This is a genomic window from Microbulbifer sp. S227A (assembly GCF_049800935.1).
Genome location: NZ_JBNAFZ010000006.1, coordinates 288,764 through 308,337, shown reverse-complemented (window position 1 = coordinate 308,337; position 19,574 = coordinate 288,764). Strand labels below are relative to the sequence as shown.

Annotated in this window: 21 protein-coding genes; 6 read left to right on the top strand and 15 right to left on the bottom strand. The window is 63.0% G+C overall.

The annotated features are described in order from the left end of the window. Nucleotides 1-82: 82 nt before the first annotated feature. Nucleotides 83-1,411 (bottom strand): amidase, encoded by a 1,329-nt coding sequence (locus ACP15R_RS16335; protein ID WP_424987532.1) that lies wholly within the window; start codon nt 1,409-1,411, stop codon nt 83-85. A 48-nt stretch (nt 1,412-1,459) separates the two neighbouring features. Between ACP15R_RS16335 and ACP15R_RS16330 the strand changes: the two genes are divergently transcribed. Then, nucleotides 1,460-2,722 (top strand): FAD-dependent monooxygenase, encoded by a 1,263-nt coding sequence (locus ACP15R_RS16330; protein ID WP_424987530.1) that lies wholly within the window; start codon nt 1,460-1,462, stop codon nt 2,720-2,722. Between the two features lie 12 nt (nt 2,723-2,734). Here the strand turns inward: ACP15R_RS16330 and ACP15R_RS16325 are convergent, their stop codons facing one another. From ACP15R_RS16325 to trxA, 4 genes are all read right to left on the bottom strand, one after another. Further along, nucleotides 2,735-2,926 carry a hypothetical protein gene (locus ACP15R_RS16325; RefSeq protein WP_424987529.1) on the bottom strand — a complete coding sequence of 64 codons (192 nt, stop codon included), beginning with the start codon at nt 2,924-2,926 and terminating at the stop codon, nt 2,735-2,737. Nucleotides 2,927-2,999: 73 nt separating this feature from the next. Beyond that, nucleotides 3,000-3,185 (bottom strand): Trm112 family protein, encoded by a 186-nt coding sequence (locus ACP15R_RS16320; RefSeq protein WP_424987528.1) that lies wholly within the window; start codon nt 3,183-3,185, stop codon nt 3,000-3,002. After that, complete coding sequence (locus ACP15R_RS16315) at nt 3,182-3,826, bottom strand: LON peptidase substrate-binding domain-containing protein (RefSeq protein WP_424987527.1); 645 nt, start codon at nt 3,824-3,826, stop codon at nt 3,182-3,184. Before ACP15R_RS16315 ends, ACP15R_RS16320 begins: the two co-directional genes overlap by 4 nt. 27 nt (nt 3,827-3,853) lie before the next feature. After that, nucleotides 3,854-4,768, bottom strand: coding sequence for a thioredoxin (trxA, locus tag ACP15R_RS16310; RefSeq protein ID WP_424987526.1), 915 nt, complete (start codon nt 4,766-4,768; stop codon nt 3,854-3,856). A 220-nt stretch (nt 4,769-4,988) separates the two neighbouring features. Here trxA and ACP15R_RS16305 point away from each other — a divergent pair, with 220 nt between their 5' ends. Together ACP15R_RS16305 and ACP15R_RS16300 are read left to right on the top strand one after the other, a co-directional pair. Further along, nucleotides 4,989-5,471 (top strand): NUDIX hydrolase, encoded by a 483-nt coding sequence (locus tag ACP15R_RS16305; RefSeq protein ID WP_424987525.1) that lies wholly within the window; start codon nt 4,989-4,991, stop codon nt 5,469-5,471. 62 nt (nt 5,472-5,533) lie between these two features. Further along, nucleotides 5,534-7,018, top strand: a complete 1,485-nt coding sequence (locus tag ACP15R_RS16300) for an inorganic phosphate transporter (protein WP_424987524.1) — start codon at nt 5,534-5,536, stop codon at nt 7,016-7,018. A gap of 23 nt (nt 7,019-7,041) precedes the next feature. On the opposite strand, the gene ACP15R_RS16295 is transcribed toward ACP15R_RS16300, so the two are convergent. From ACP15R_RS16295 to ACP15R_RS16255, 9 genes are all read right to left on the bottom strand, one after another. Further along, nucleotides 7,042-7,791, bottom strand: a complete 750-nt coding sequence (locus ACP15R_RS16295) for a VPLPA-CTERM sorting domain-containing protein (protein WP_424987523.1) — start codon at nt 7,789-7,791, stop codon at nt 7,042-7,044. 195 nt (nt 7,792-7,986) lie between these two features. Beyond that, nucleotides 7,987-8,676 carry a GntR family transcriptional regulator gene (locus tag ACP15R_RS16290; RefSeq protein WP_424987522.1) on the bottom strand — a complete coding sequence of 230 codons (690 nt, stop codon included), beginning with the start codon at nt 8,674-8,676 and terminating at the stop codon, nt 7,987-7,989. A 116-nt stretch (nt 8,677-8,792) separates the two neighbouring features. Further along, nucleotides 8,793-9,404, bottom strand: a complete 612-nt coding sequence (gene scpB, locus ACP15R_RS16285; protein ID WP_424987521.1) for an SMC-Scp complex subunit ScpB — start codon at nt 9,402-9,404, stop codon at nt 8,793-8,795. Next, the gene (locus ACP15R_RS16280) at nt 9,401-10,363 is read right to left on the bottom strand and encodes a DUF1403 family protein (RefSeq protein WP_424987520.1); all 963 of its coding nucleotides are present in this window, start codon (nt 10,361-10,363) and stop codon (nt 9,401-9,403) included. Before ACP15R_RS16280 ends, scpB begins: the two co-directional genes overlap by 4 nt. Before the next feature lie 75 nt (nt 10,364-10,438). Then, a complete protein-coding gene (locus ACP15R_RS16275) occupies nt 10,439-11,944 on the bottom strand; it encodes a tripartite tricarboxylate transporter permease (protein ID WP_424987519.1) in 1,506 nt (501 codons plus the stop codon). 6 nt (nt 11,945-11,950) lie between these two features. Further along, the gene (locus ACP15R_RS16270) at nt 11,951-12,424 is read right to left on the bottom strand and encodes a tripartite tricarboxylate transporter TctB family protein (RefSeq protein ID WP_424987518.1); all 474 of its coding nucleotides are present in this window, start codon (nt 12,422-12,424) and stop codon (nt 11,951-11,953) included. A 94-nt stretch (nt 12,425-12,518) separates the two neighbouring features. Then, nucleotides 12,519-13,505: a tripartite tricarboxylate transporter substrate binding protein gene (locus tag ACP15R_RS16265; RefSeq protein ID WP_424987517.1), complete on the bottom strand. Its 987-nt coding sequence runs from the start codon at nt 13,503-13,505 to the stop codon at nt 12,519-12,521. Nucleotides 13,506-13,619: 114 nt separating this feature from the next. Then, nucleotides 13,620-14,369, bottom strand: a complete 750-nt coding sequence (locus ACP15R_RS16260; RefSeq protein ID WP_424987516.1) for an SDR family NAD(P)-dependent oxidoreductase — start codon at nt 14,367-14,369, stop codon at nt 13,620-13,622. A gap of 113 nt (nt 14,370-14,482) precedes the next feature. Continuing rightward, nucleotides 14,483-15,172: a GntR family transcriptional regulator gene (locus ACP15R_RS16255; protein WP_424987515.1), complete on the bottom strand. Its 690-nt coding sequence runs from the start codon at nt 15,170-15,172 to the stop codon at nt 14,483-14,485. 327 nt (nt 15,173-15,499) lie between these two features. On the opposite strand from ACP15R_RS16255, the gene ACP15R_RS16250 reads away from it, so the two are divergent. The 3 genes from ACP15R_RS16250 (at nt 15,500) to ACP15R_RS16240 (ending at nt 18,402) form a co-directional block, all read left to right on the top strand. After that, the gene (locus tag ACP15R_RS16250) at nt 15,500-16,516 is read left to right on the top strand and encodes a TRAP transporter substrate-binding protein (RefSeq protein ID WP_424987514.1); all 1,017 of its coding nucleotides are present in this window, start codon (nt 15,500-15,502) and stop codon (nt 16,514-16,516) included. Between the two features lie 84 nt (nt 16,517-16,600). After that, a complete protein-coding gene (locus tag ACP15R_RS16245; protein WP_424987513.1) occupies nt 16,601-17,095 on the top strand; it encodes a TRAP transporter small permease in 495 nt (164 codons plus the stop codon). After that, nucleotides 17,092-18,402 (top strand): TRAP transporter large permease, encoded by a 1,311-nt coding sequence (locus ACP15R_RS16240; RefSeq protein WP_424987512.1) that lies wholly within the window; start codon nt 17,092-17,094, stop codon nt 18,400-18,402. The genes ACP15R_RS16245 and ACP15R_RS16240 overlap by 4 nt, the downstream gene beginning before the upstream one ends. 10 nt (nt 18,403-18,412) lie before the next feature. Here ACP15R_RS16240 and ACP15R_RS16235 read toward each other — a convergent pair whose 3' ends face one another. Next, nucleotides 18,413-19,411, bottom strand: a complete 999-nt coding sequence (locus ACP15R_RS16235) for a LacI family DNA-binding transcriptional regulator (protein ID WP_424987511.1) — start codon at nt 19,409-19,411, stop codon at nt 18,413-18,415. Nucleotides 19,412-19,574: the final 163 nt, after the last annotated feature.

Sequence of the window (19,574 nt, the reverse complement as noted above, 5' to 3'; positions counted from 1 at the left end):
TGGCGTCCCGTTGCGCAACAGATTACAGAGGCGGTGCGGCTGCGTCCAGACAAACGGTGGCCGCAAACCGGATTTGTGGCTTTCAGGCCAAAGCCGCCTCGGCCGCCGCACCCAGCCGCAACAAGGCCTCTTCCCCGTTCGGTGCCCCCATCAGCGATATGCCACAGCTTGGCGTGCCCGTCGGCAGGGTCAACGCGCACAGCCCCATAAGGTTCCCGATCCGGGTGTTGCGCAGGGTCAACAGGTTTTCGGTGACGTAATATTCGGGGTCCGACAGCAGGCGATCCAGATTCGGCGGCAGGTTGGCCGCGGTCGGGCACAGGATGGCGTCAAAGCCCGCGGTCCGATCGTGCCACGCTGCCCGCGCCCTGCGCAGGCTGGCCCATGCGGCTACGTAATCCGGCCCGGAGAATGTCGCCCCCACCCGGAACCGGTCGCGAATGTGATCATACATCAGGTCAGGATTGGCTTCGATCACATCCCGCCAGAGCCCATAGGCTTCGGATGTATAGAGCACCCCGCTCAGCCCCATGGCGTCGGTGAGTTCGGGCACGGAAACCGGCTCGATCTCGGCCCCGGCCCGGGCCAGGCGGTCGACCGCCTTGTCATAGGCGGCGCGCGGCACATCCCGCATGTCCTCCAGCGCCACCGTCTGAAGCAGGCCCAGCCGCCGCCCCCTGAGCGATGCGCCCCGCAGGTCCGCCGCCCGCCCCGCTTCCAGCGCCGCCAGCATCAGCGCCGCATCCTCGACCGTACGCCCGAGCGGGCCGACAGTGTCGAATTCCAGGCACAGGGGCACAACCCCCGACAGGCTGACACGGCCGGACGTGGTTTTCAGCCCCACGAGATCGTTCCACGCAGAGGGAATCCGCACCGACCCGCCGGTATCCGACCCGATACCGATTGCCGACAGGCCAAAGGCCACCGATGCCCCGGCCCCCGAGGATGACCCGCCCGGAACCGCGTTTTCGTCATTCACGCAGGGCGGCGTCGCCGTCACCGGGTTATAGCCGAGACCGGAAAAGGCCAGTTCGCTCATGTGAGTCTTGCCCAGACAGACCGTTCCCATGGCGGTGGCATTGCGCAGCACCTCGCAATCCGCTTGCGGCACCCGGTCTTTCAACAGGGCCGAACCGGATTCGGTGGCCGTACCCGCGCTGTCAAACAGGTCTTTCCAGCTGATCGGCACCCCGTCCAGAGGCGACAACCGGCGGCCCGCTCCGGCCCGCTCGCGCGCCGCGCGGGCTTCGGCCATGGCGCGATCATGCGTCACCCGTGCAAAAATCCGGTCCCGCAATGGATGCGCGTCGATGGCGTCCAGATAGATCTGCGCCAGCGCCACCGGATCGATGTCACCGCTGGCAATACCGCGCCCCAGATCGCCCGCGCCTTGTGTCAACCAGTCTTGCATGTCGCGCTCTCCCGTGAATTTGCCGCGACCCTAGCGACAGCACCGCGCATGGACAATCCCGCGCGCACGGTCATATTGCGCAGCATGGACATCGACACGGATATCATCATCGTGGGCGGCGGGCTGAACGGGCCGGCGCTGGCGCTGGCTTTGGCGCAAACCGGCCACGCGGTCACGATCATCGACGCCCTGCCCGCCGAAACCCGAACCGATGCCGGGTTTGACGGGCGCGGCTATGCGCTGGCGCTGACCTCGCAACGGCTGTTGCAGGGGATCGGCCTCTGGGACCGGGTCGCGGCAGAGGCCCAGCCGATGCTGGAAATCAAGGTCACGGATGGCCATGCGGGGCACGGCCCGTCGCCCTTGTTCATGCATTTTGACCACGCCGAAATCGAAGAAGGCCCGATGGGCTACATGGTCCAGGATCGCCACCTGCGTCCGGCATTCGTAGCGGCGATGGACGTGGCACCGGGGATCACCCAAATCAACGGCCGCCGCGTCGTGAGCCAGGAAACCGAACTGTCGCATGTGTCGGTCACGCTGGATGATGGCAACCGGATCACCGGTCGGGTGCTGATCGGGTCGGATGGCCGCAGCAGCGGCACCGCCACGCGCGCCGGGATCAAGCGCACAGGGTGGGCGTACGGGCAGACCGCTCTGGTCTGCGCGATTGCCCATGAGAGGCCCCATGACGGTATCGCGCACCAGTTTTTCATGCCACCGGGTCCGCTGGCGATCCTGCCGTTGACCGGCAACCGCAGCTCGATCGTATGGAGTGAGACCACCGCCCAGGCCCGGCGGATCAACGCGCTGGATGACGCGGGCTATCTCGCGGCGCTGCGCCCGCGGTTCGGGGACTTTCTCGGAGAGATAACGCTTGCCGGCAAACGCTTTACCTATCCGCTCGACCTGACCCTCGCCAACCGGTTCGTCGGGACGCGCCTTGCCCTGATCGGCGACGCGGCTCACGGGGTGCATCCGATCGCGGGCCAGGGGCTGAATGCGGGGCTGCGCGACGTGGCGGCGCTGGCCGAAACGCTGACGCTGGCGGCGCGGCGTGGAGAAGACATCGGCGCGCCCACGGTGCTTGAACGCTATCAGCAATGGCGGCGCTTTGACGCGACGACGCTCGCGCTGGCGACCGATGCGTTCAACCGGCTGTTCTCGAATGACAACGCCCTGCTGCGCCTTGGCCGCGACCTTGGCATGGGGCTGGTCAATGCGATGCCCGGATTGCGGCGCGGCTTTATCCGCGAAGCCGCCGGGCTGACCGGAGACCTGCCCCGCCTGATGCAGGGCAAACCGATCTGAGCGTTTCGCCGATCAGGACGCGATGCGGGCGAACAACCCCGGATGCCGGAACGCCTGGCGCAGCTGCCGCTCGGTGGCGTCCTCTTGCCCACCCTGAGGCCGCGGACGCGACATCAATATCGCGCGCAGCGATTTTTCGCGGGCCTTCAATCGCCGGATCTCCATACGGATGTCATCCAGCTCTTTCACGGGTTTGTAGGTCATGGTCATCATCCGTCCGCTCTGTTGTGTGTGCAGACTAGGCAGACGAATTCTAAGACCGGGTTAAGGCCCGCGATCAATCCAGGCTGCGCGCCTCGTCGACCAGCATGATTGGAATGCCATTGCGGATCGGAAAGGCGAGGCCGGCGGCCTTGGAAATCAATTCCTGATGTGCCGCGTCATAGCGCAGAGTGGTCTGGGTCTGCGGGCAAATCAGCGCTTCGAGCATGCGCCGGTCGAACCCGGATCCGGTCTCGGTCATTGCAACAATTCCTCATGTTCGCCACCGCCGCGCAGGGCATATTCGATCAAGGTGACCAGCGTTTCCCGGCGGGTCTCAAGGCTCGGCGCTTCCAGCAGTGCCTGTTTCTCTTCCGGGGCGAAATTCAGCAGCATCGACAACGAGTTGATCAGCAGCTCGTCATCCGCTTCCTTGATCGTGTCCCAGTCGGTCGCCAGTTGTTGCGCCGAAAAATACCGGTCGAGCAGGTCCAGAAACCGGCCCCGGTCAAAGCCGTCATCCGCCTCGGTCGGCCCGAGATCCCGGTCAAACCCGTCCCAGTCGATTTCGAACCGGCGATAGGGACAGAATCCATCATTCTCGCGCCGGGTGCGAAAACGCGACACCCCGGTCAACGTGATCATGTAACGCCCGTCCTCGGTTTCGGAAAACTGCGTCACCCGCCCGGCGCAACCGATGCTGTGAACTGCGGCCTCCGAACCGGGCAAGGGGTTGGGCTGTACCATGCCAATCAGCCGCTGCGGCGTTTTCAGCGCATCTTCGAGCATCTGCAAGTAGCGCGGCTCAAAAATGTGCAGCGGCAACCGCGACCGGGGCAGCAAGAGCGCCCCGGGGAGCGGAAACACGGCGATGGTGTCCGGCAGGTCAGCGGTTTTCAACATGCAGAAGAGTGTAGCCTTGTTGCCGCGTCAGGCAAATATCATCGAGCTGAGCTTGCGCCGCCCGTTCAGGACCACCGGATCATTGGGCTTGAGCGCGTCGAAAATGGTAAAGAGCTGCGCCTTGGCGGCCCCGTCATTCCATTCGCGATCCTTGCGGAACAGCTCCAGCAGCATATCAACCGCCTGCTGCACGTCGCCACCGGCATGATGGGCAAGCGCAAGATCGAAACGGGCCTGCAAATTCCCTGGATCGGCCTCGACCGCGGCGGTCAGTTCGGCAATCGGCCCCGCATCCGCCGCCTGCCGCGCCAACTCGATCTGGGCATGGGCGGCCTCGAGCTCGGCGCTGCCCGAAATCTCGGCAGGTGCGCCGTTCAGGATCGCTTCGGCCTGGTCCAGGTCATCCATCGCGATATGCGCCCGCACAAGGCCACCATATGCCCCCGCGTTATTGGGGTCTTCGGCAAGGATGGCGGCAAAGGTCTGGGCCGCGTCCACCGCGGCACCATCGGCAAGCATCTCTTCCGCGGCCTCGACCGCGGCGTTCAGCGTCTCGCCCGGCGCTTCGCCACCGGCCGCCGATACCACGCGATCGACAAAGGCCTTGATCTCGGATTCGGGCTGCGCGCCCTGGAAACCGTCAATCGGCTGGCCCTTGAAGAACGCATAGACGGTCGGGATCGACTGGATCTGCAACTGGCCGGCAATCATCTGGGCCTCGTCGACATTCACCTTGACCATCCTGACCGCACCCTTGGCCGCGACCACCGCCTTTTCCAGCATCGGGCCAAGCGTCTTGCAGGGGCCACACCACGGCGCCCAGAAATCGACGATCACCGGGGTGGTTTGCGAGGTTTCGACCACGTCGGCCATAAAGCTGGCCTCGGTGGTGTCCTTGATCAGATCAGCGGGCGTTTCGGCGCCGGTCGATAGTTCGAGCATGTCGTTCTCTCCTTGGAGCTTGGCCCTATATGAAAGCTACGGCCCAAGAAACCAAGGGGGAACAGGCGCAAAAAGTGACCTTGCTCGCCCACGCAACCCGCGCGCGAGTGTGTCGCGCCGCACACACGGGAACAGGGCCGCAAGCGGGGCAAGATTTGTATCATCGTGCAAACTGCCCTATATTGGTGAAAAACAACAATAAGCGTCGAGTACCATAGTAATGAGCTCTGTATTTCAAACCGTATGGGAGTTTTTCCCCGGCCCGCTGCTGCAACGTCCCAGAAAACTCCAGATCGGTGCCCTGTGCCATCGTGGCGACGGGTCCGACCGCGAATATCTGCTGGTCACCAGCAGGGACACGGGCCGCTGGATCATCCCCAAGGGCTGGCCGATCCGGGGCTTGAAATCACAGGAAACCGCACTGCGCGAAGCATGGGAAGAGGCCGGCGTGACCGGCAGCAAGGTCGTGGATGAGCCCATCGGCCTATACACATATGACAAACAGCACGACACGGGCTGGGCCACGCCGGTGGAAACGCTGGTCTATTCGGTCGCGGTCGGCGGGTTGATGAGCGCCTTTCCCGAAGCCCATGAGCGCCGCCGGGTTTGGGTCGACGCCGCCACCGCCGCCGAGATGGTGCAGGAAGAGGAATTGAAACAGATCTTCCTTCGCGAGCATGCAAACAACACGGGCCAGTCCTGAGTTCTTGCTGAACCCGACGTATCAGGCCCCGATTGCCGCGTTCCCAGCAGAGCCGCGTCAGCATGGATAACCGCGACGACGCGCCGCGCCATCTCGAACGGCTGGATCGCGATCTCGCGCGGTACTCGAATCTCGAAACCGCGACAAGCTATGTCTCGCGACCGATGGTCGGTCAGGGGCTGGCGCTGTGCTTTATCCTGCTGGCGGGTCTGCTGGCGCTGTCGCTGTTCGGTTTGGGCAACGGTCCGGCGATTCCGGTGATCGCCGCCTGTCTTGGCGGGTACATGGCGCTGAATATCGGTGCCAATGACGTGGCCAACAACATGGGACCGGCCGTAGGGGCCAAGGCGCTCTCGATGAAATCGGCGATCGGCATTGCCGTCATCTGTGAATGTGCCGGGGCCCTGCTGGCCGGGGGCGATGTCGCGTCAACCATCGCCGGAGACATCATAGCCCCCCACAGCATCGACGCCGCCCCGGTCTTTGTGCTGGCGATGATGGCGGCGCTGCTGGCGGCGGCGCTCTGGGTCAACCTGGCCACGTGGATCGGTGCCCCGGTCTCGACGACACAATCGATCGTCGGCGGGGTGATGGGTGCGGGCATCGCCGCGGCGGGCTTTGCCGCGGTCAACTGGCCGATTGTCGGCACCATCGCCTTCAGCTGGATACTCTCGCCGGTCCTCGGCGGCATGATCGCGGCGTTGACGCTGAGGTTCATCAAGGCAAGGATCATGTCCGCCGAGGACAAGATCGCCGCCGCGCGGCAATGGGTTCCGGTGCTTGTCGGCATCATGGCCGGTGCCTTTGCCGCCTATCTCGCGCTCAAGGGTCTGAACAAGATCGTTACCATCGCGCCGTGGCAGACAGCGGCGATCGGCATCGCGATTGGGGGGGCGACCTGGCTTGCGATGATCCCGGTGGTGCGTCTGCAATCGGACGGGCTGGATAACCGCAACAAGTCGATCAAGACGCTGTTTGGCATTCCCCTCGTGGTTTCGGCGGCCCTGCTGAGCTTTGCCCATGGCGCAAATGACGTGGCGAATGCGGTCGGACCGCTGGCCGCCATCGTGCAGGCTTCGCAATCCGGCGGCGTCGGAATCACCATCACCGTTCCCGCCTGGGTAATGATGATCGGGGCCTTTGGTATCTCGCTTGGCCTGTTTCTGTTCGGGCCAAAGCTGATCCGGATGGTGGGGGCGCAGATCACCCGTCTCAATCCCATGCGCGCCTATTGCGTTGCCCTGTCGGCGGCGGCCACCGTGATCCTGGCCAGCTGGCTCGGTCTGCCGGTCAGCTCGACCTATATTGCGATCGGCGGTGTGTTCGGCGTCGGTTTCTTTCGCGAATGGGATGCCGGGCGGCGCATGCGCAAGGCCCAGCTCGCGCGCCAGGATCACGTCGGTCATGCCATCGAAGAGCGCAAACGCCGCAAGCTCGTCCGCCGCTCTCACTTCATGACAATCGTTGCGGCCTGGGTCATCACCGTCCCGGCCTCGGCGACAATATCGGCGCTTGTCTTTCTGCTGATCGATACGCTGGCGCATTGACATGCAATGCGCCACAGCAAAGCTCAGGACGTGCGCAGCTTGCGCCGCCGCAACAGCCCGAACGCCGCGATACCCCCGGCCAGGAGCGGGAAGGATGCGGACAAGGGAACAGCCGAAACCGCGACCAGATCGCCAGCGACCTCGAGCGTGTCCATGTCAGAGCGAAACTCGATATACCCAAGCAGGCCGCGCTCGGCGACGGCGGAGAAATCGATAAAGAGGTCGGTATAGGCATCGCCGTCCGCCGCGCGCCCGGCAAGGTTCACGATGCCCGAATAGCTGGCCGTCACCACCCCGTTCAACAGGTTCCCCCCGGTCATGATTTCCAGCGGAAAGCCGATCTTGGTGGACGGCGTGTCGCCCAGGGCACCATCATTGGCGATTGCCATGTCGAAAATCGAGTTGGCCGGTGCCGCTTGCAGTTTCAGCGAGCTCAGCAGCTTGGTCGTGGTCAGTTGAAAACCGTTATAGGTGTCGCCCGCAAACAGGCGAACATCCGCACCGGCGGCCTCTCCGTCGAGACCATGGCCCGGACGCACCGGCAGCGCCTCCCAGGTCAAGACCTCTTGCGTGCCATCATCATAGGCCGCGGTAACCGTCATCCCCGCCAGGTCACGACCAAAGGTCGCCGTGTCGGCGCGTATACCGGTCTTGGTTTCCTGGGGGTTCGTCGCGGCGGTGACGATATTCACCGTTGCGGCATGTGCGGCACCAAAACCTGACACCGCCAGTATCGCGGCCAGAACACCGCGCTTCAGAACAAGCGTACACACAATCGTTACTCACATTTTTACAGTAATTCACCACTTAACGATGTGAGAGATAGGAAGTGATCACGCCTTTGTCAATTGCTGACGTGAACATGGTTAAGCCCGAAGACCGGTTTTCTGCGACACGCTGGATACCACATACGGCCCGAAAGGCATGTTTGCTTTGCAAATTCATGTGGTTAACATGAAACCACCGGCTTAGTACCGCGTCGTCATGCGGTGTCCGGGACGAAAGAACAGCCGCACGAAGGTGATCGGGCGGTCTTCCCACCAGGTCGACCGTTCGATGGTAAAGAGCGCCTGCCCAACCGAACAGCGCAGGTACTCGGCCAGCCGGGCATCGGCGGCCGACGCGGAAAAGCTGATCTCGGCATTGGAGAACGGGATGGTTGAAACCAGCCATTCATTTGGCCCGGTCGCGGCAAAATCGGCGGTTTCGGCCATGGGCAGCACATCGAGATTTATCCAGCGATCCTCGTATTGATAGGGTGCGCCATCGGCGTAGTGCATGCAGGTCAGGTGAACCGCCCGCGTTCCCGGCCCGAGGGCCAGCTGTGCCCTGAGCCAGTCTGGGGCCGGGCCGGCCTCGCGGCTGACAAGCGCATAGCGGTATTCCGCGTTGCCACCTTCGATCTCGTCGCGGACTATGGGAATGTCGAACCGTGCCTGCCGGATGGGGGCGCTGCGCACCCGTGTGCCCGCCTTGCGGCGGCGTTCGACAATGCCGTCCTCTGCCAGTTCGCGCATCGCCCGGTTGACCGTTGCCCGCGCACACCCATAAGTCTCGGCAAGGTCGACCTCATTCGGCAACAGCGTTCCGGGTGCCCATTCGCCCAGGGTGATCTTGGCAAGAATGTCCGATTTGACATCTCTGAACGTCGTCCTCATGCGCGGCATGACCCCGTGGTTCCAGCGTTACGGTTTTGTGCAAACATAATGCGTCCAGGTCCATATATATTGCAAGACCGCCCCCAGGTCGACGCTATCGGCAGGGTCCGGCGGCGCTAGCCCGAGGTCGCCGCACGTCCGGGCAGCGGGTTCACCTCGGCCAGTCCGAGATCGGGCAGATCGCGGAGGCTTGGCAGATCGAAGGTCGACAGGAAAACCGGCGTGGTCACAAAGGTATGCGGCGCGCCGGGTCTGGGCGCGCGTGGGCCGGTTGCGATCAGGTCGCGCAACCGCAGGCGGGTCAACAGGTCACGGCTGATCTCCTTGCCGAAAATCTCGGCCAGCCCGGCCCGGTCGATCGGTTGATGGTAGGCAATCGCGCAGAGAACGGCCATTTCCAGTTCGCTGAATTCGAGCGCCCCGTCGCCGGTATCGGCCGCCGCCCGGATCGCGTCGGCAAATTGCTTGCGGGTGCGCAACATCCATTGCCCCGCGGTCTCGACCAGCTCGTAGGGGCGATTTGCGAGATCCGCCCGAAGGTCATCAATCAGCAGTTCGAGCGAGGCGTTCCGCCCGATGACCCGCGCGAGGCTGTCACGGTCGACCGGCGTGGCACTGGCAAACAGTACCGCCTCGACGCGCGCCATCCATTCGCGCCAGCGCAACTCGGCGGGAAGATCGGCAAGCTCACGGTCAATTCCCTGATCCCGCTGCGGATCGACACTCATGGACCGATCCCATACAGCCGAAATGTCGAGCGCCCGGTCAGCTCGCGCGCAACCCCAAGCTCGACCAATCGGCTGCAAAACCGCCGGGCGGCGCGATCTGTCATCGGGATGTTGGTGCCCTGAATGCGCGGCGAGAGCATCGTCGAAGGCGCAATCGCATCCTGCGCGAGAAACAGGTCGACCGCCGCCACCGACGCCTTGGACCGCAGCCTTGGCGCAACCGTGGTCAGCGCATGGGCCCGCGCCGCCAGATCGCGGGCCAGCAACGCGGTATCGCGCAGGGCATCCAGCAGACGCGCCTGTAGGGCGATTTCGCCATCGGCACCGTCGGCGATCAACGCCCGCACCCCCGGCCTGGTCAATCGTTGCGCGGATATGGGCAGCGGGTGCGCCCAGTTGAGCATCCGCGCCAGCACCACGTCAGACAACAGGCAGGCCAGCCGCTCGGCACGATCATCCGTGGACAGCACCAGCCGCAGGATCCGGCTGCACCCGGCCAGCGGCCCGTTGGCCCGCGCGTGGTCCTGTGCATCGCCCAGCCACCCGTCGATCCGGGGTTCGTGATCCGGGCCCGCAAACACGCGCAGCCGATCCTGCCATCCCGACCGGCTCAGCCCGAGCCGCACCGCATCCCGCCATAAGGCCAGCAACTCGCCATCCGGGCCGCGCGCCTCGCCCGGCGGTGTCAGGTGATAGGCATCGCGAATGTCGCTTTCGCGCGCCAGCCGGCCTTCGAGCCGCGAGATCGCGGTCGCGGCCCGCAAGGCCATGGTATTGGCCAGGAGCGTGCGCGGCACGGCCAGGACAGGATCGCCAAGCGCGGCGTCCAGCATCGACAGGCACGCGCCGGATGCAAAGGCGATGCCCGGGGCGGTGGGCGGCGGACCCACACGCGCCCAGGCCGGCGGGCCGGGAAAGCGCGCGGCATGGTCCGCGTCTATGGTGCTCTGCTGCGTCATGCGGGCCAGTGTAAACCGCCCCGCCGGTCATGGCCATAAACCACAGGCGATCAAATTGCGCCGCGCCCGTGACGCTCAGGACGCACCCCGCCCGGCCCGCCTCGCCCGCCAGCGCAGCAACATCGACACAAGCGGCGCAAGCCAGAGCAGGATCGTCACACCCCCCAGGAAACCGGCAATCGGGCGGGAAAAAAAGCCCAGCGGATCACCATCCGCCTTGATCATCGAGGCCATGAAATTGTCTTCGACCATGTTGCCAAGGACGATCCCGAGAATGGCGGGCGCAACCGGAAAGCCGTTTTCCTCCATCAGGTAGGCCAGGATACCAAGCACCAGCATGACCGTGATGCCAAACACCGTGTTGTTGATCGCGAACGCGCCCACCATGCAAAAGATCAGGATGATCGGCATCAACACCTGACGTGGAATGCGCAGGATATAGCGCGAGAGCTTGATCGCTCCGAACCCGAGCGGCAACAGGGCAAGATTGGCAAGGAAAAAGGCGAGAAAGACCGAATAGATCAGTTCGGGCCGTTCGATGAACACCATCGGCCCCGGATTCATGCCCTTCATATACAGCACGCCAATGACAATCGCCGTGATGGAATCGCCGGGAATGCCGAACACGATGGCCGGCACCCAGGCCCCCGCGAGGCTGGCATTGTTGGCGGCCCCGGCATCGACCAGCCCCTCGGGGTTGCCGGTGCCGAATTTCTCGGGCTCCTTGGAGCGTTGCTTGGAAATGGCATAGGAAATCCACGCCGCGATATCCGCCCCCGCCCCCGGCAGTATGCCGACCACCGCGCCAAGCGACGAGCCGCGCAGGATGTTGAACCGGTACTTGTTCAGGATCGGCCCCAGCCCGCGAAACACGTGGCCCGCCGAACGATGCGGAACCTCGGTCACGGTGCGGTTCGAGGCCACATAGCGCAAGACCTCGGAAATGGCGAACATACCGATCATCGCGGGGATAAAGCTGACCCCGCCCATCAATTCGACGCTGCCAAAGGTAAAACGCGGATGCCCCGCCGTGCCGTCGATGCCGACCGTTGCGATGAACAGGCCGATGAACAACGACACAAAGCCCTTGAGCGTCGAGCCGGTGGAAATGATCACCGCACAGGACAGGCCCAGGCAGGCGAGCCAGAAATATTCGAATGACGAAAACTGGATGGCGAATTCCGCCAGCATCGGCGCGCTCAGCGACAGGACCACGCTGCCGGTCAGCCCGCCGATCACCGACGTCACCAGCGCAATGCCAAGCGCCCGCTCGCCCAGCCCCTTGCGCGTCATCGCATAGGCTTCGTCGCAATAGGCCGCCGAGGCGGGCGTGCCGGGGATGCGCAGCAGCGCACCGGGAATGTCGCCTGCGAAAATCGCGGTGGCCACGGTGGTGACAATTGCCGCGATCGCGGGAACCGGGTCCATGAAAAAGGTAAACGGGATGAGCAACGCGGTCGCCATCGTTGCCGTCAAGCCGGGGATCGCGCCGACAAACAGACCGAACATCGCGGCCAGAACCATGACGCCAAGGGTCTGTGGATCGGCGATCAGGTCAAGGGATTTGAGCAGGACATCCATGTCAGGTCACCACGCCACGGGCAATAGTATGCCCCAGGGAAGCGGAACCAGCAGCAGCTTGGCAAACAGGGTGTGAATGACGAGCGTCGTCACCACGGCGACGATGATGCTGGTGCCCCAGCCAGAGCCGAAACGCCGCAGCAGGGTCGTCAGGATCAGCAGCGAAAGCGGAATGAACCCCAGCCAGCCGGACAGCAGGATATAGAGCACGATACTGCCCAGCAGGATCGCGACATTGACAATGTTGTCCGGAGTCTTCGCCCATCTGCCGATCTGTACCATGGGCACGGCGCCCCGTTGGGCGATACCCTGAAAGATCAGGATCGCACCGCATACGATCAGCCCGATCCCGATCAGCGTCGGGAACAGGTCGGGACCATAATTCTGGCCGTGCAGTCGCGGAAAGGTCGTCGCATAGGCAATCTCTGCCATCGCGAACAGGATCAGGAACACGCCGGGAACGGCATTGTTGAATCGCATGGTGGCCCCCTCATCTGAATGAAATGAACGCAGTAATGGGGACCGCAGACCAGATGCCGCGGACCCCTTCAGCTGCAATCGTCGAAAGGCCCGGTTATTTGGCCAGCCCGACGGCGTTCATGACGGTGCCCAATGCGGCGTCGCTATCGGCCATCCATGTCGCGAATTCCTCGCCCGGCTTCCAGACGAGCCCAAAGCCGCGGCCATCCATGAATTCCTGGAACTCGGCGGAGTTCCAGACCACTTCCAGCGCGGCGGACAGTTTCGCGGTGGCCTCCTCGGGCATGCCCTTGGGGCCGGCGATGCCGCGCCACGCGGCCATTTGCCAGTCGGAGCCGGTGGCTTCCTTGAGGGTCGGAACGTCGGGGAATGCGCCCAGACGGCCCTCGCCCATCACGGCCAGCGATTTCACCTTGCCGGCGTTGATCAACGCGGCGGCTTCAACCACCGAGCAGGTGACGACATCGACACCGCCGGCGACCAGTTCCTGAAGCCCGGCTGCCGCACCCTTGGACGGCACCCAGGGCGCGCCATCCGCTCCGGCCCCCGCGTCATTCAGCATGCCGGCAAGCGCCAGGTGCCAGATACCGCCCTGCCCGGTGCCGGATGACTTGTATTTGCCCGGATCCGCCTTGACCGCCTCAAGGAAATCGCCGGCGCTCTCCCATTCGCTGTCCGAGCGCACCTGTATGCCGGCGGCATCCGAGTTGTAGAGCGCGATGGGGGTGTAATCCGCGCCGGTCAATTCGGTCAGACCGGCCCAATGCATCATGCCGATTTCCACGGTGACAACCCCGATCGTATAGCCATCCGGCTCGGCCGTCGCGATGGCGGAATGCCCGACCACGCCGCTGCCGCCCGTGCGGTTGACGACGTTTACCGGCTGCCCAAGCTCCTCTTGCAGCAGGCTGGCGATCATGCGACCGGTAGCATCGGTCCCGCCCCCTGCCCCCCACGGCACGATCAGCGTAAGCGGACGTTCGGGGTATTCCGCATAGGCCGGTGCCATTGTTGCCATCAGCCCGGCACCAATCATGGCCGCGCCGAGCGCGATCGCCTTCAGAGATATTGACTTGGTCATTAACATTCCTCCCAGAGTGTTTTTCCAACAACCGCGAGTATGGCGCGGTTCGATTTGCTCAACCAGCCTCAATGCGCTGGTTGAGAGTAATTCACATGTTTTGTTTCCTGTGTGTCAGGAAAACAGGATGCCGCCGTTGATATCCACGCAGGCACCGGTCATGAAAGCCGACTGATCGGTGGCCAGGAACGCGGTCAGGTTCGCCACGTCCACCGGCAGCCCCTCGCGCTTGAGCGGGGCGGCATTTGCCACCACCTTGCGCACGTCATCCTTGGTAAAGATGTTGTGGAAATCGGTGTCGATCATGCCCGGACAGATCGAATTGACCCGGATTCCCGGCCCGAATTCCTTGGCCATGCCACGGGTCATCGTCATCACCGCGCCCTTTGAGGCCGCATAGGCCACCGCCCCCGGTCCGCCGCCGTCGCGCCCCGCCTGGCTGGCAAAGGTGATGATGCTGCTGCCTTCGGGCATGTGCGGTGTCGCCGCCTTGGCCAGATAAAACAGCGACGTGACATTCAGGTCCATCACGGCGTTCCAATGCGCCGCGTCCATCTCTGCAAAGGTCTTGCGCGCCACCAGACCGCCGGTCACATGAACCAGCACGTCGATGGTGCCGCCAAGCTCGGACCGGGTTCTTTCAACCAACGCGTCTACATCCGACTGGCTGGTCATGTCGCCCTGCATGGCAAAGGCCTTGCCCCCCGCCGCAACGATCTCCGCCACGGCGGATTCGGCGCCGGCACCGCTCGAATGATAGTTGATCGCCACATGCGCGCCCTCTTGCGCGAGCCGCAACGCACAGGCACGGCCAATGTCACGGCCACCACCGGTCACAATCGCCGTCTTTCCGTTCAGTCCCATCAGGAATCCCCAAATCTAAAGCTTGCGGGCAACAGTCGGCCCGTCTCACGGATCAACTAGTATGGTAGTATCCCTCTTCTGTCAAGATTGCCTTTCGGCGGGGCGGCGCGGCCTCAGTCTTCGAAGTGGTCGGGGTGGTTTTCGCTGGCCTTGGCGAGCGTCACATCGAGATGTTTCAGATGGTGGCGAGTCGCGGCGACCGCCCGGTCCTGATCGCCATCGCGAATCGCATCGAACATGGCCGTGTGGCCTCGCAGCACGTCCTGCATCCCCGCCTCGTCCGCGAGTTCGAGCATACAGACCCTGTCGGTATGCGCCTTGTTCTCGGCAATGACACGGAAGGCCGGCAAACGGTCGGCGGCGGCACAGATCAGCCGGTGAAACTCGTAATCCAGCGCATGCAGATCGGCGGCCCGTCCCGCTGCAACGACCGCGCCCTGCCGGTCAAGGTTGTCGCGAATCGCCGTCAGGCCCTGCGCCGTCGCGACCCGACAGGCAACGCGAACGATTTCGACCTCGATCGCCGTCCGCACAAAGCGCGTATCGCGCAGGTCCCGATGTGATATCTTGCGCACCCGCGTCGCTCGCTGTGGCCGGATTTCCAGCAGGTTCAGCTCGCCAAGGCGCATGAATGCCTCTCTGACAGGCTGTCGGGATACATCATGGGCCCTGGCGACCTCAACCTCCGAGAGCTTCGCCCCCGGTGCCAGCGACAAGGAAATGATGTCTTCCCGAAGCTGGGCAAAAATCTCTTCTGCCGCAGTCAGCTTGGTCACGTTCTGCAAGGCCTGTCGTGTATTCATTTGCGCTCGGCTTTCCCTTTGGGCGCGCCACCCGGACCGGCGCGCATGGACATGTGGCAGTCTAATCCAAACCCGGGCACCTTCAACGCTTTGCCCGGCGCGTCAAACCCGCCGGCACCGCCCCTGACTCAGGCTCTGATACCGGCCCTGACACTGGCCTGACCATGCCGGGCCGTATCGCATCGTCGCACATCACAAAGTAACATACTAGTCTACATTTTTCTTGACGGATCGCCTTTCGCCCGCTTATCTCGCTCCAGATTTGCTCAGAATCTGGACGTTCCGCGCGGTTGCTGAACGCCGAAAATGACAAATGGGAGGACCGATATGACGTTTCTTGAAGTGACGACGAAACAGGCAACGCGCCTGACCAGAACCCTGGCGCTGGCCGCGGGAATCTGTGCGACTTCGCTGACGGCGGGATACGCACAAGACGTGACCCTGCGGGGCGCGAGCATGTTTGACGATGCCCACGCCTTTACCAAGACAATGGTGAAATTCGCGGAACTGGTCGATGAATATTACGATGGCGACGTCGAATTCGACCTGCGGCTGAACGGCGAACTGGGCGTTGAAAAGGACTATGTCAACTTCCTGCAGCAGGGCGTCGCCATCGATTATACCATCATTGCACCCTCGAACATGGCCAAATTCGCGCCCGCCATTCCGCTGATGGACATGCCGTTCCTGTTCCGTGATCTCGACCACTGGAACACCGTGCTGTCGAGCGATGCCTTCGCGCCGCTGGAGGAACAGCTTGCCGAGAATGCCGACATCATGGTCATCGGCTATACCGGCGGCGGTGTGCGCAACCTGGTGTCAAGCGAGCCGATCGGCAACATGGACGAGCTGACCGGCCACAAGATGCGGGTCATGGGCGCTCCGATTCAGGCACAGATCTTTTCCGCGCTGAACGCGGCCCCTTCGGCCATCGCCTATAACGAGGTTTACAACGCCATCCAGTCCGGGGTGATCGCGGGTTTTGAGAACGAGGCGGCCAGCATCCAGAACCTCAAGTTCTACGAAGTTGCCCCGCATGTCACGTTGACCAAGCACACGATCACCGTGCGCCCCATCGTGATGAGCGGCAAAACCTATCGCAAACTGCCCGAAGACCTGCAAGCCGCCGTTCTGAAAGCCGGCGCAGAAGCCGGTGCCTATGGCCGCGAACTGGAATCCCGCGAAGACGCACAAAAGCTCCAGGAAATGGTCGATGCGGGCCAGGTGCAGGTGCAGGAGTTCGACGGCCGCGAAAAGCTGCTGGAAATGGTTGTCCCGGTTCAGGACGCCTTTGCCGCCGACATCGAAGCCACCGACCTGCTCGGCACTGTGCGCGGCATGTAAGCCACGCCCCGGCGAGCGCCCCCCGCGCGGGGCGCTCTTTCACTCTTTTTGGGGCAAGCCCCGCAATCACAGGGCGATTTCACCATGGTCGGTCAGCTTCTCGATACATTCTGCAACGGGCTTCGCGTTCTTCTCGGCTGCCTCATGGCGTTGCTCGCCGTCCCGGTGGGGATGCAGGTCATCTCACGCTATACCGGGATCATCCCGACATTTCTCTGGACCGAGGAACTGGCCACGTTCATTTTCGTCTGGGTTGTCATGATCGGTTCGATGGTGGCCATCTGGGATGGCACGCATTTCGACGTGGTCATCACACCCGACGCCAAGAGCCCGCTCGGCACCCTGATCCAGACCTGTGTGGTCTATGTGTTCATCACCATCTTTGCGATGCTGTTCGCGTGGTACGGCATTGAATATGCCAAGGTCGGCTCGATCCAGAGTTCGGTCATGATGCGGGTCAACCTGCTGTGGACATATATCACCGTACCAATCGCCGGCATCGTCTGGGCAAGCTTCAGCGCCTATCGCCTGTACGAGGCCTTTGCCACCTACAAGAACAGCAAGAGGACGGCGTCATGATCGTTTCAACCGGCGTCGCCTGCGCCATCCTTGTCGGCGGTTTCCTTGCGCTGATCCTGATCCGTGTTCCGGTCGCCTTTGCACTGGGGATTGCTACGATCCCGATTGTCATCCTCGATCTCAGGCTCACCCCCTTCATCATCCTTGACCGGATGTTCCAGTCCTACAACTCCTTCATCCTGTTGGCGGTGCCGTTCTTTCTTTTGGCTGCCAACCTGATGAACTCGGGCAAGATCACGACCAAACTTATCAACCTGGCGCGCGTGCTGACCGGGTGGATGCCCGGCGGGCTGGGTCATGTGAATGTCGCGGTGTCGATGCTGTTCGCCGGGATTTCCGGCTCTTCCACCGCCGATGCCGCGGGCTGCGGCAAGATCCTGATCCCCGCGATGATCAAGGAAGGTTACGATACGCGGTTTGCCATCGCGATCACGGCCTGTTCCTCGGTCATGGGGGTCATCATCCCGCCCAGCATCCTGATGGTTGTCTGGGGTGGCGTCATGCAGATCTCGGTCGGCGCTCTGTTTCTGGCCGGGGCGATTCCGGGGCTGCTCATCGGTTTTGCGCTGATGGCGACGGTGTTCGGCTATGCCAAGGTCTATGACTATCCGATCGCCTTGAAACCCACCTTTGCCGAGTTCTGGGAGGTGTTCAAAGGTGCCGCGCTGGCCATGCTGACACCGATCCTGGTGATCGGCGGCATCGTGGGCGGCATCGTCACCCCCACCGAAAGCGCCATCATCGCCGCCGGTTATGCCCTGATCCTCGGCGTGTTCGTCTATCGCACCGTCACCATCCGCGATCTCGGCCGCATCTTTTATGACACCGGGCGTTTTGCCTCGATCTCGCTCTTTGCCATTGGCACCGCATCGGCCTTTGGCTGGATGCTCGCCTTTTACAACGTGCCGCGCCTGATCGTCGAAACCCTGACCGCGCATGAGTTCGGCATGGTCGGGACCGCCCTGGTCATCGCGGCGCTGTTCCTGTTCTTCGGGCTTTTCATCGACGCGATCCCCACCATCATCATCCTTGGCACCGTGCTGCTCCCGGTGGCGACGGCAGCGGATATTCATCCCATCGCCTTTGCCATCATCGGGATCATTTCGCTTGCCTTCGGCCTGGTGACGCCACCCTACGGATTATGCCTGTTGATTTCGGCGGCGATCGGCGGGATGAACGTGGTCAGCGTCATGCGGGACGTTTGCATCATCCTGGCACCGATGCTGCTGATCCTGCTGCTGATCATGATTTTCCCCGAGATCGCGCTCTGGTTGCCCCGCACCTTGATGCCGATGACGTTCCAGTAACCTGCACGCGTCAGAGCGCGCGCACCGACGCGCGCTCGACAATCCGACTGGGGAGCAAACGCGATTCCAGGGCCGCCCCGTCTTCCAGGTGATCGACGAACTGGTTGGCAACCTCGCGGCCCATCGACCCGGCAGGCAGGTCATTGGTGGTCAGCGGCGGCGCGGCATCTTTGGCCCAGTCGAGATTGTCGAACCCCATGACCGAAACATCGTCGGGCACGCGCAGGCCGGCTTCGAAAAGCCCGAAATAGACCCCGAGCGCCAGCACGTCCGACATGCACAACACCGCCGTCACCCCCGGATCCCGTGACAGGATGTCGACCATGGCGCGTTTGCCGCCTTCCACCGACAGGTCGGTTTCGACGCAATCCAACGACAGCGAATCATCCGCCGCCGACAGAGCCCCCGCCCGTCTTGCCGCGGTCCGGTCGCTCTCTGCCAGCGGTCCGTGAATCACTCCCAACCGCCGATGACCCCGATCGGCAAGGTAACGTACCGAGTTCCTGGCGATCCCGAAATTGTCATAGCCGATGGTCGGCGTGGGGCTTTCCGCGTCCCAGATCGACGTGAACACATAAGGAACCTGCCGCCGCGTCAGGGTCTGTGTGAGCTCCTGCAAATGGACCGCGCCGCTGAGGATAAACGCCTCGGCCCCCATCCCCAACAGCTTGCGCGCGGCGAGGAATTCCTGTTCCGGATCACCGTGACAAACCGCCAGAACCAGCGAATAGTTCCGCTTGTCCAGCGCCTCTTCGATCCCGGCTATGTACTTGGAAAAGACCGAGTTATCGATATTCGGAATGATCGCCGCGATGGTGCGCGACTTGTTGGTGGACAGCGCCCGCGCCGCCGGGTTGGGCACGTAATCCATGCGCCGGCAAGCCTCGAGCACCCGGTCGCGGGTTTCGGGGCTGACATTGCGTGCGCCGTTCATCACCCGCGAGATCGTCGCGGTGGACAACCCGGTCGCCCGCGCCACGTCCCGAATGCTGCCGAATTTTTTGGCCATCCCTGTCTCCGCATGGGGTTCCATCACTATTATTCTTGACGGATGCTAGGAGCAAGTGCTTCATTGTAACCGGTTACAATCACAGTTTCTTGACAGAATCGATCCTCCCGACCGGCTCTGCGAGCAACAATGTAACCGGTTACTTCGGCGCTGACATGGCGCT

What these genes read in the sequence shown, in the direction of transcription:
- ACP15R_RS16335 (WP_424987532.1), bottom strand. Translation starts at nt 1,411, where the DNA reads ATGCAAGACTGGTTGACACAAGGCGCGGGCGATCTGGGGCGCGGTATT.
- ACP15R_RS16330 (WP_424987530.1), top strand. Translation starts at nt 1,460, where the DNA reads ATGGACAATCCCGCGCGCACGGTCATATTGCGCAGCATGGACATCGAC.
- ACP15R_RS16325 (WP_424987529.1), bottom strand. Translation starts at nt 2,926, where the DNA reads ATGACCTACAAACCCGTGAAAGAGCTGGATGACATCCGTATGGAGATC.
- ACP15R_RS16320 (WP_424987528.1), bottom strand. Translation starts at nt 3,185, where the DNA reads ATGACCGAGACCGGATCCGGGTTCGACCGGCGCATGCTCGAAGCGCTG.
- ACP15R_RS16315 (WP_424987527.1), bottom strand. Translation starts at nt 3,826, where the DNA reads ATGTTGAAAACCGCTGACCTGCCGGACACCATCGCCGTGTTTCCGCTC.
- trxA (WP_424987526.1), bottom strand. Translation starts at nt 4,768, where the DNA reads ATGCTCGAACTATCGACCGGCGCCGAAACGCCCGCTGATCTGATCAAG.
- ACP15R_RS16305 (WP_424987525.1), top strand. Translation starts at nt 4,989, where the DNA reads ATGAGCTCTGTATTTCAAACCGTATGGGAGTTTTTCCCCGGCCCGCTG.
- ACP15R_RS16300 (WP_424987524.1), top strand. Translation starts at nt 5,534, where the DNA reads ATGGATAACCGCGACGACGCGCCGCGCCATCTCGAACGGCTGGATCGC.
- ACP15R_RS16290 (WP_424987522.1), bottom strand. Translation starts at nt 8,676, where the DNA reads ATGAGGACGACGTTCAGAGATGTCAAATCGGACATTCTTGCCAAGATC.
- scpB (WP_424987521.1), bottom strand. Translation starts at nt 9,404, where the DNA reads ATGAGTGTCGATCCGCAGCGGGATCAGGGAATTGACCGTGAGCTTGCC.
- ACP15R_RS16280 (WP_424987520.1), bottom strand. Translation starts at nt 10,363, where the DNA reads ATGACGCAGCAGAGCACCATAGACGCGGACCATGCCGCGCGCTTTCCC.
- ACP15R_RS16275 (WP_424987519.1), bottom strand. Translation starts at nt 11,944, where the DNA reads ATGGATGTCCTGCTCAAATCCCTTGACCTGATCGCCGATCCACAGACC.
- ACP15R_RS16270 (WP_424987518.1), bottom strand. Translation starts at nt 12,424, where the DNA reads ATGCGATTCAACAATGCCGTTCCCGGCGTGTTCCTGATCCTGTTCGCG.
- ACP15R_RS16265 (WP_424987517.1), bottom strand. Translation starts at nt 13,505, where the DNA reads ATGACCAAGTCAATATCTCTGAAGGCGATCGCGCTCGGCGCGGCCATG.
- ACP15R_RS16260 (WP_424987516.1), bottom strand. Translation starts at nt 14,369, where the DNA reads ATGGGACTGAACGGAAAGACGGCGATTGTGACCGGTGGTGGCCGTGAC.
- ACP15R_RS16255 (WP_424987515.1), bottom strand. Translation starts at nt 15,172, where the DNA reads ATGAATACACGACAGGCCTTGCAGAACGTGACCAAGCTGACTGCGGCA.
- ACP15R_RS16250 (WP_424987514.1), top strand. Translation starts at nt 15,500, where the DNA reads ATGACGTTTCTTGAAGTGACGACGAAACAGGCAACGCGCCTGACCAGA.
- ACP15R_RS16245 (WP_424987513.1), top strand. Translation starts at nt 16,601, where the DNA reads ATGGTCGGTCAGCTTCTCGATACATTCTGCAACGGGCTTCGCGTTCTT.
- ACP15R_RS16240 (WP_424987512.1), top strand. Translation starts at nt 17,092, where the DNA reads ATGATCGTTTCAACCGGCGTCGCCTGCGCCATCCTTGTCGGCGGTTTC.
- ACP15R_RS16235 (WP_424987511.1), bottom strand. Translation starts at nt 19,411, where the DNA reads ATGGCCAAAAAATTCGGCAGCATTCGGGACGTGGCGCGGGCGACCGGG.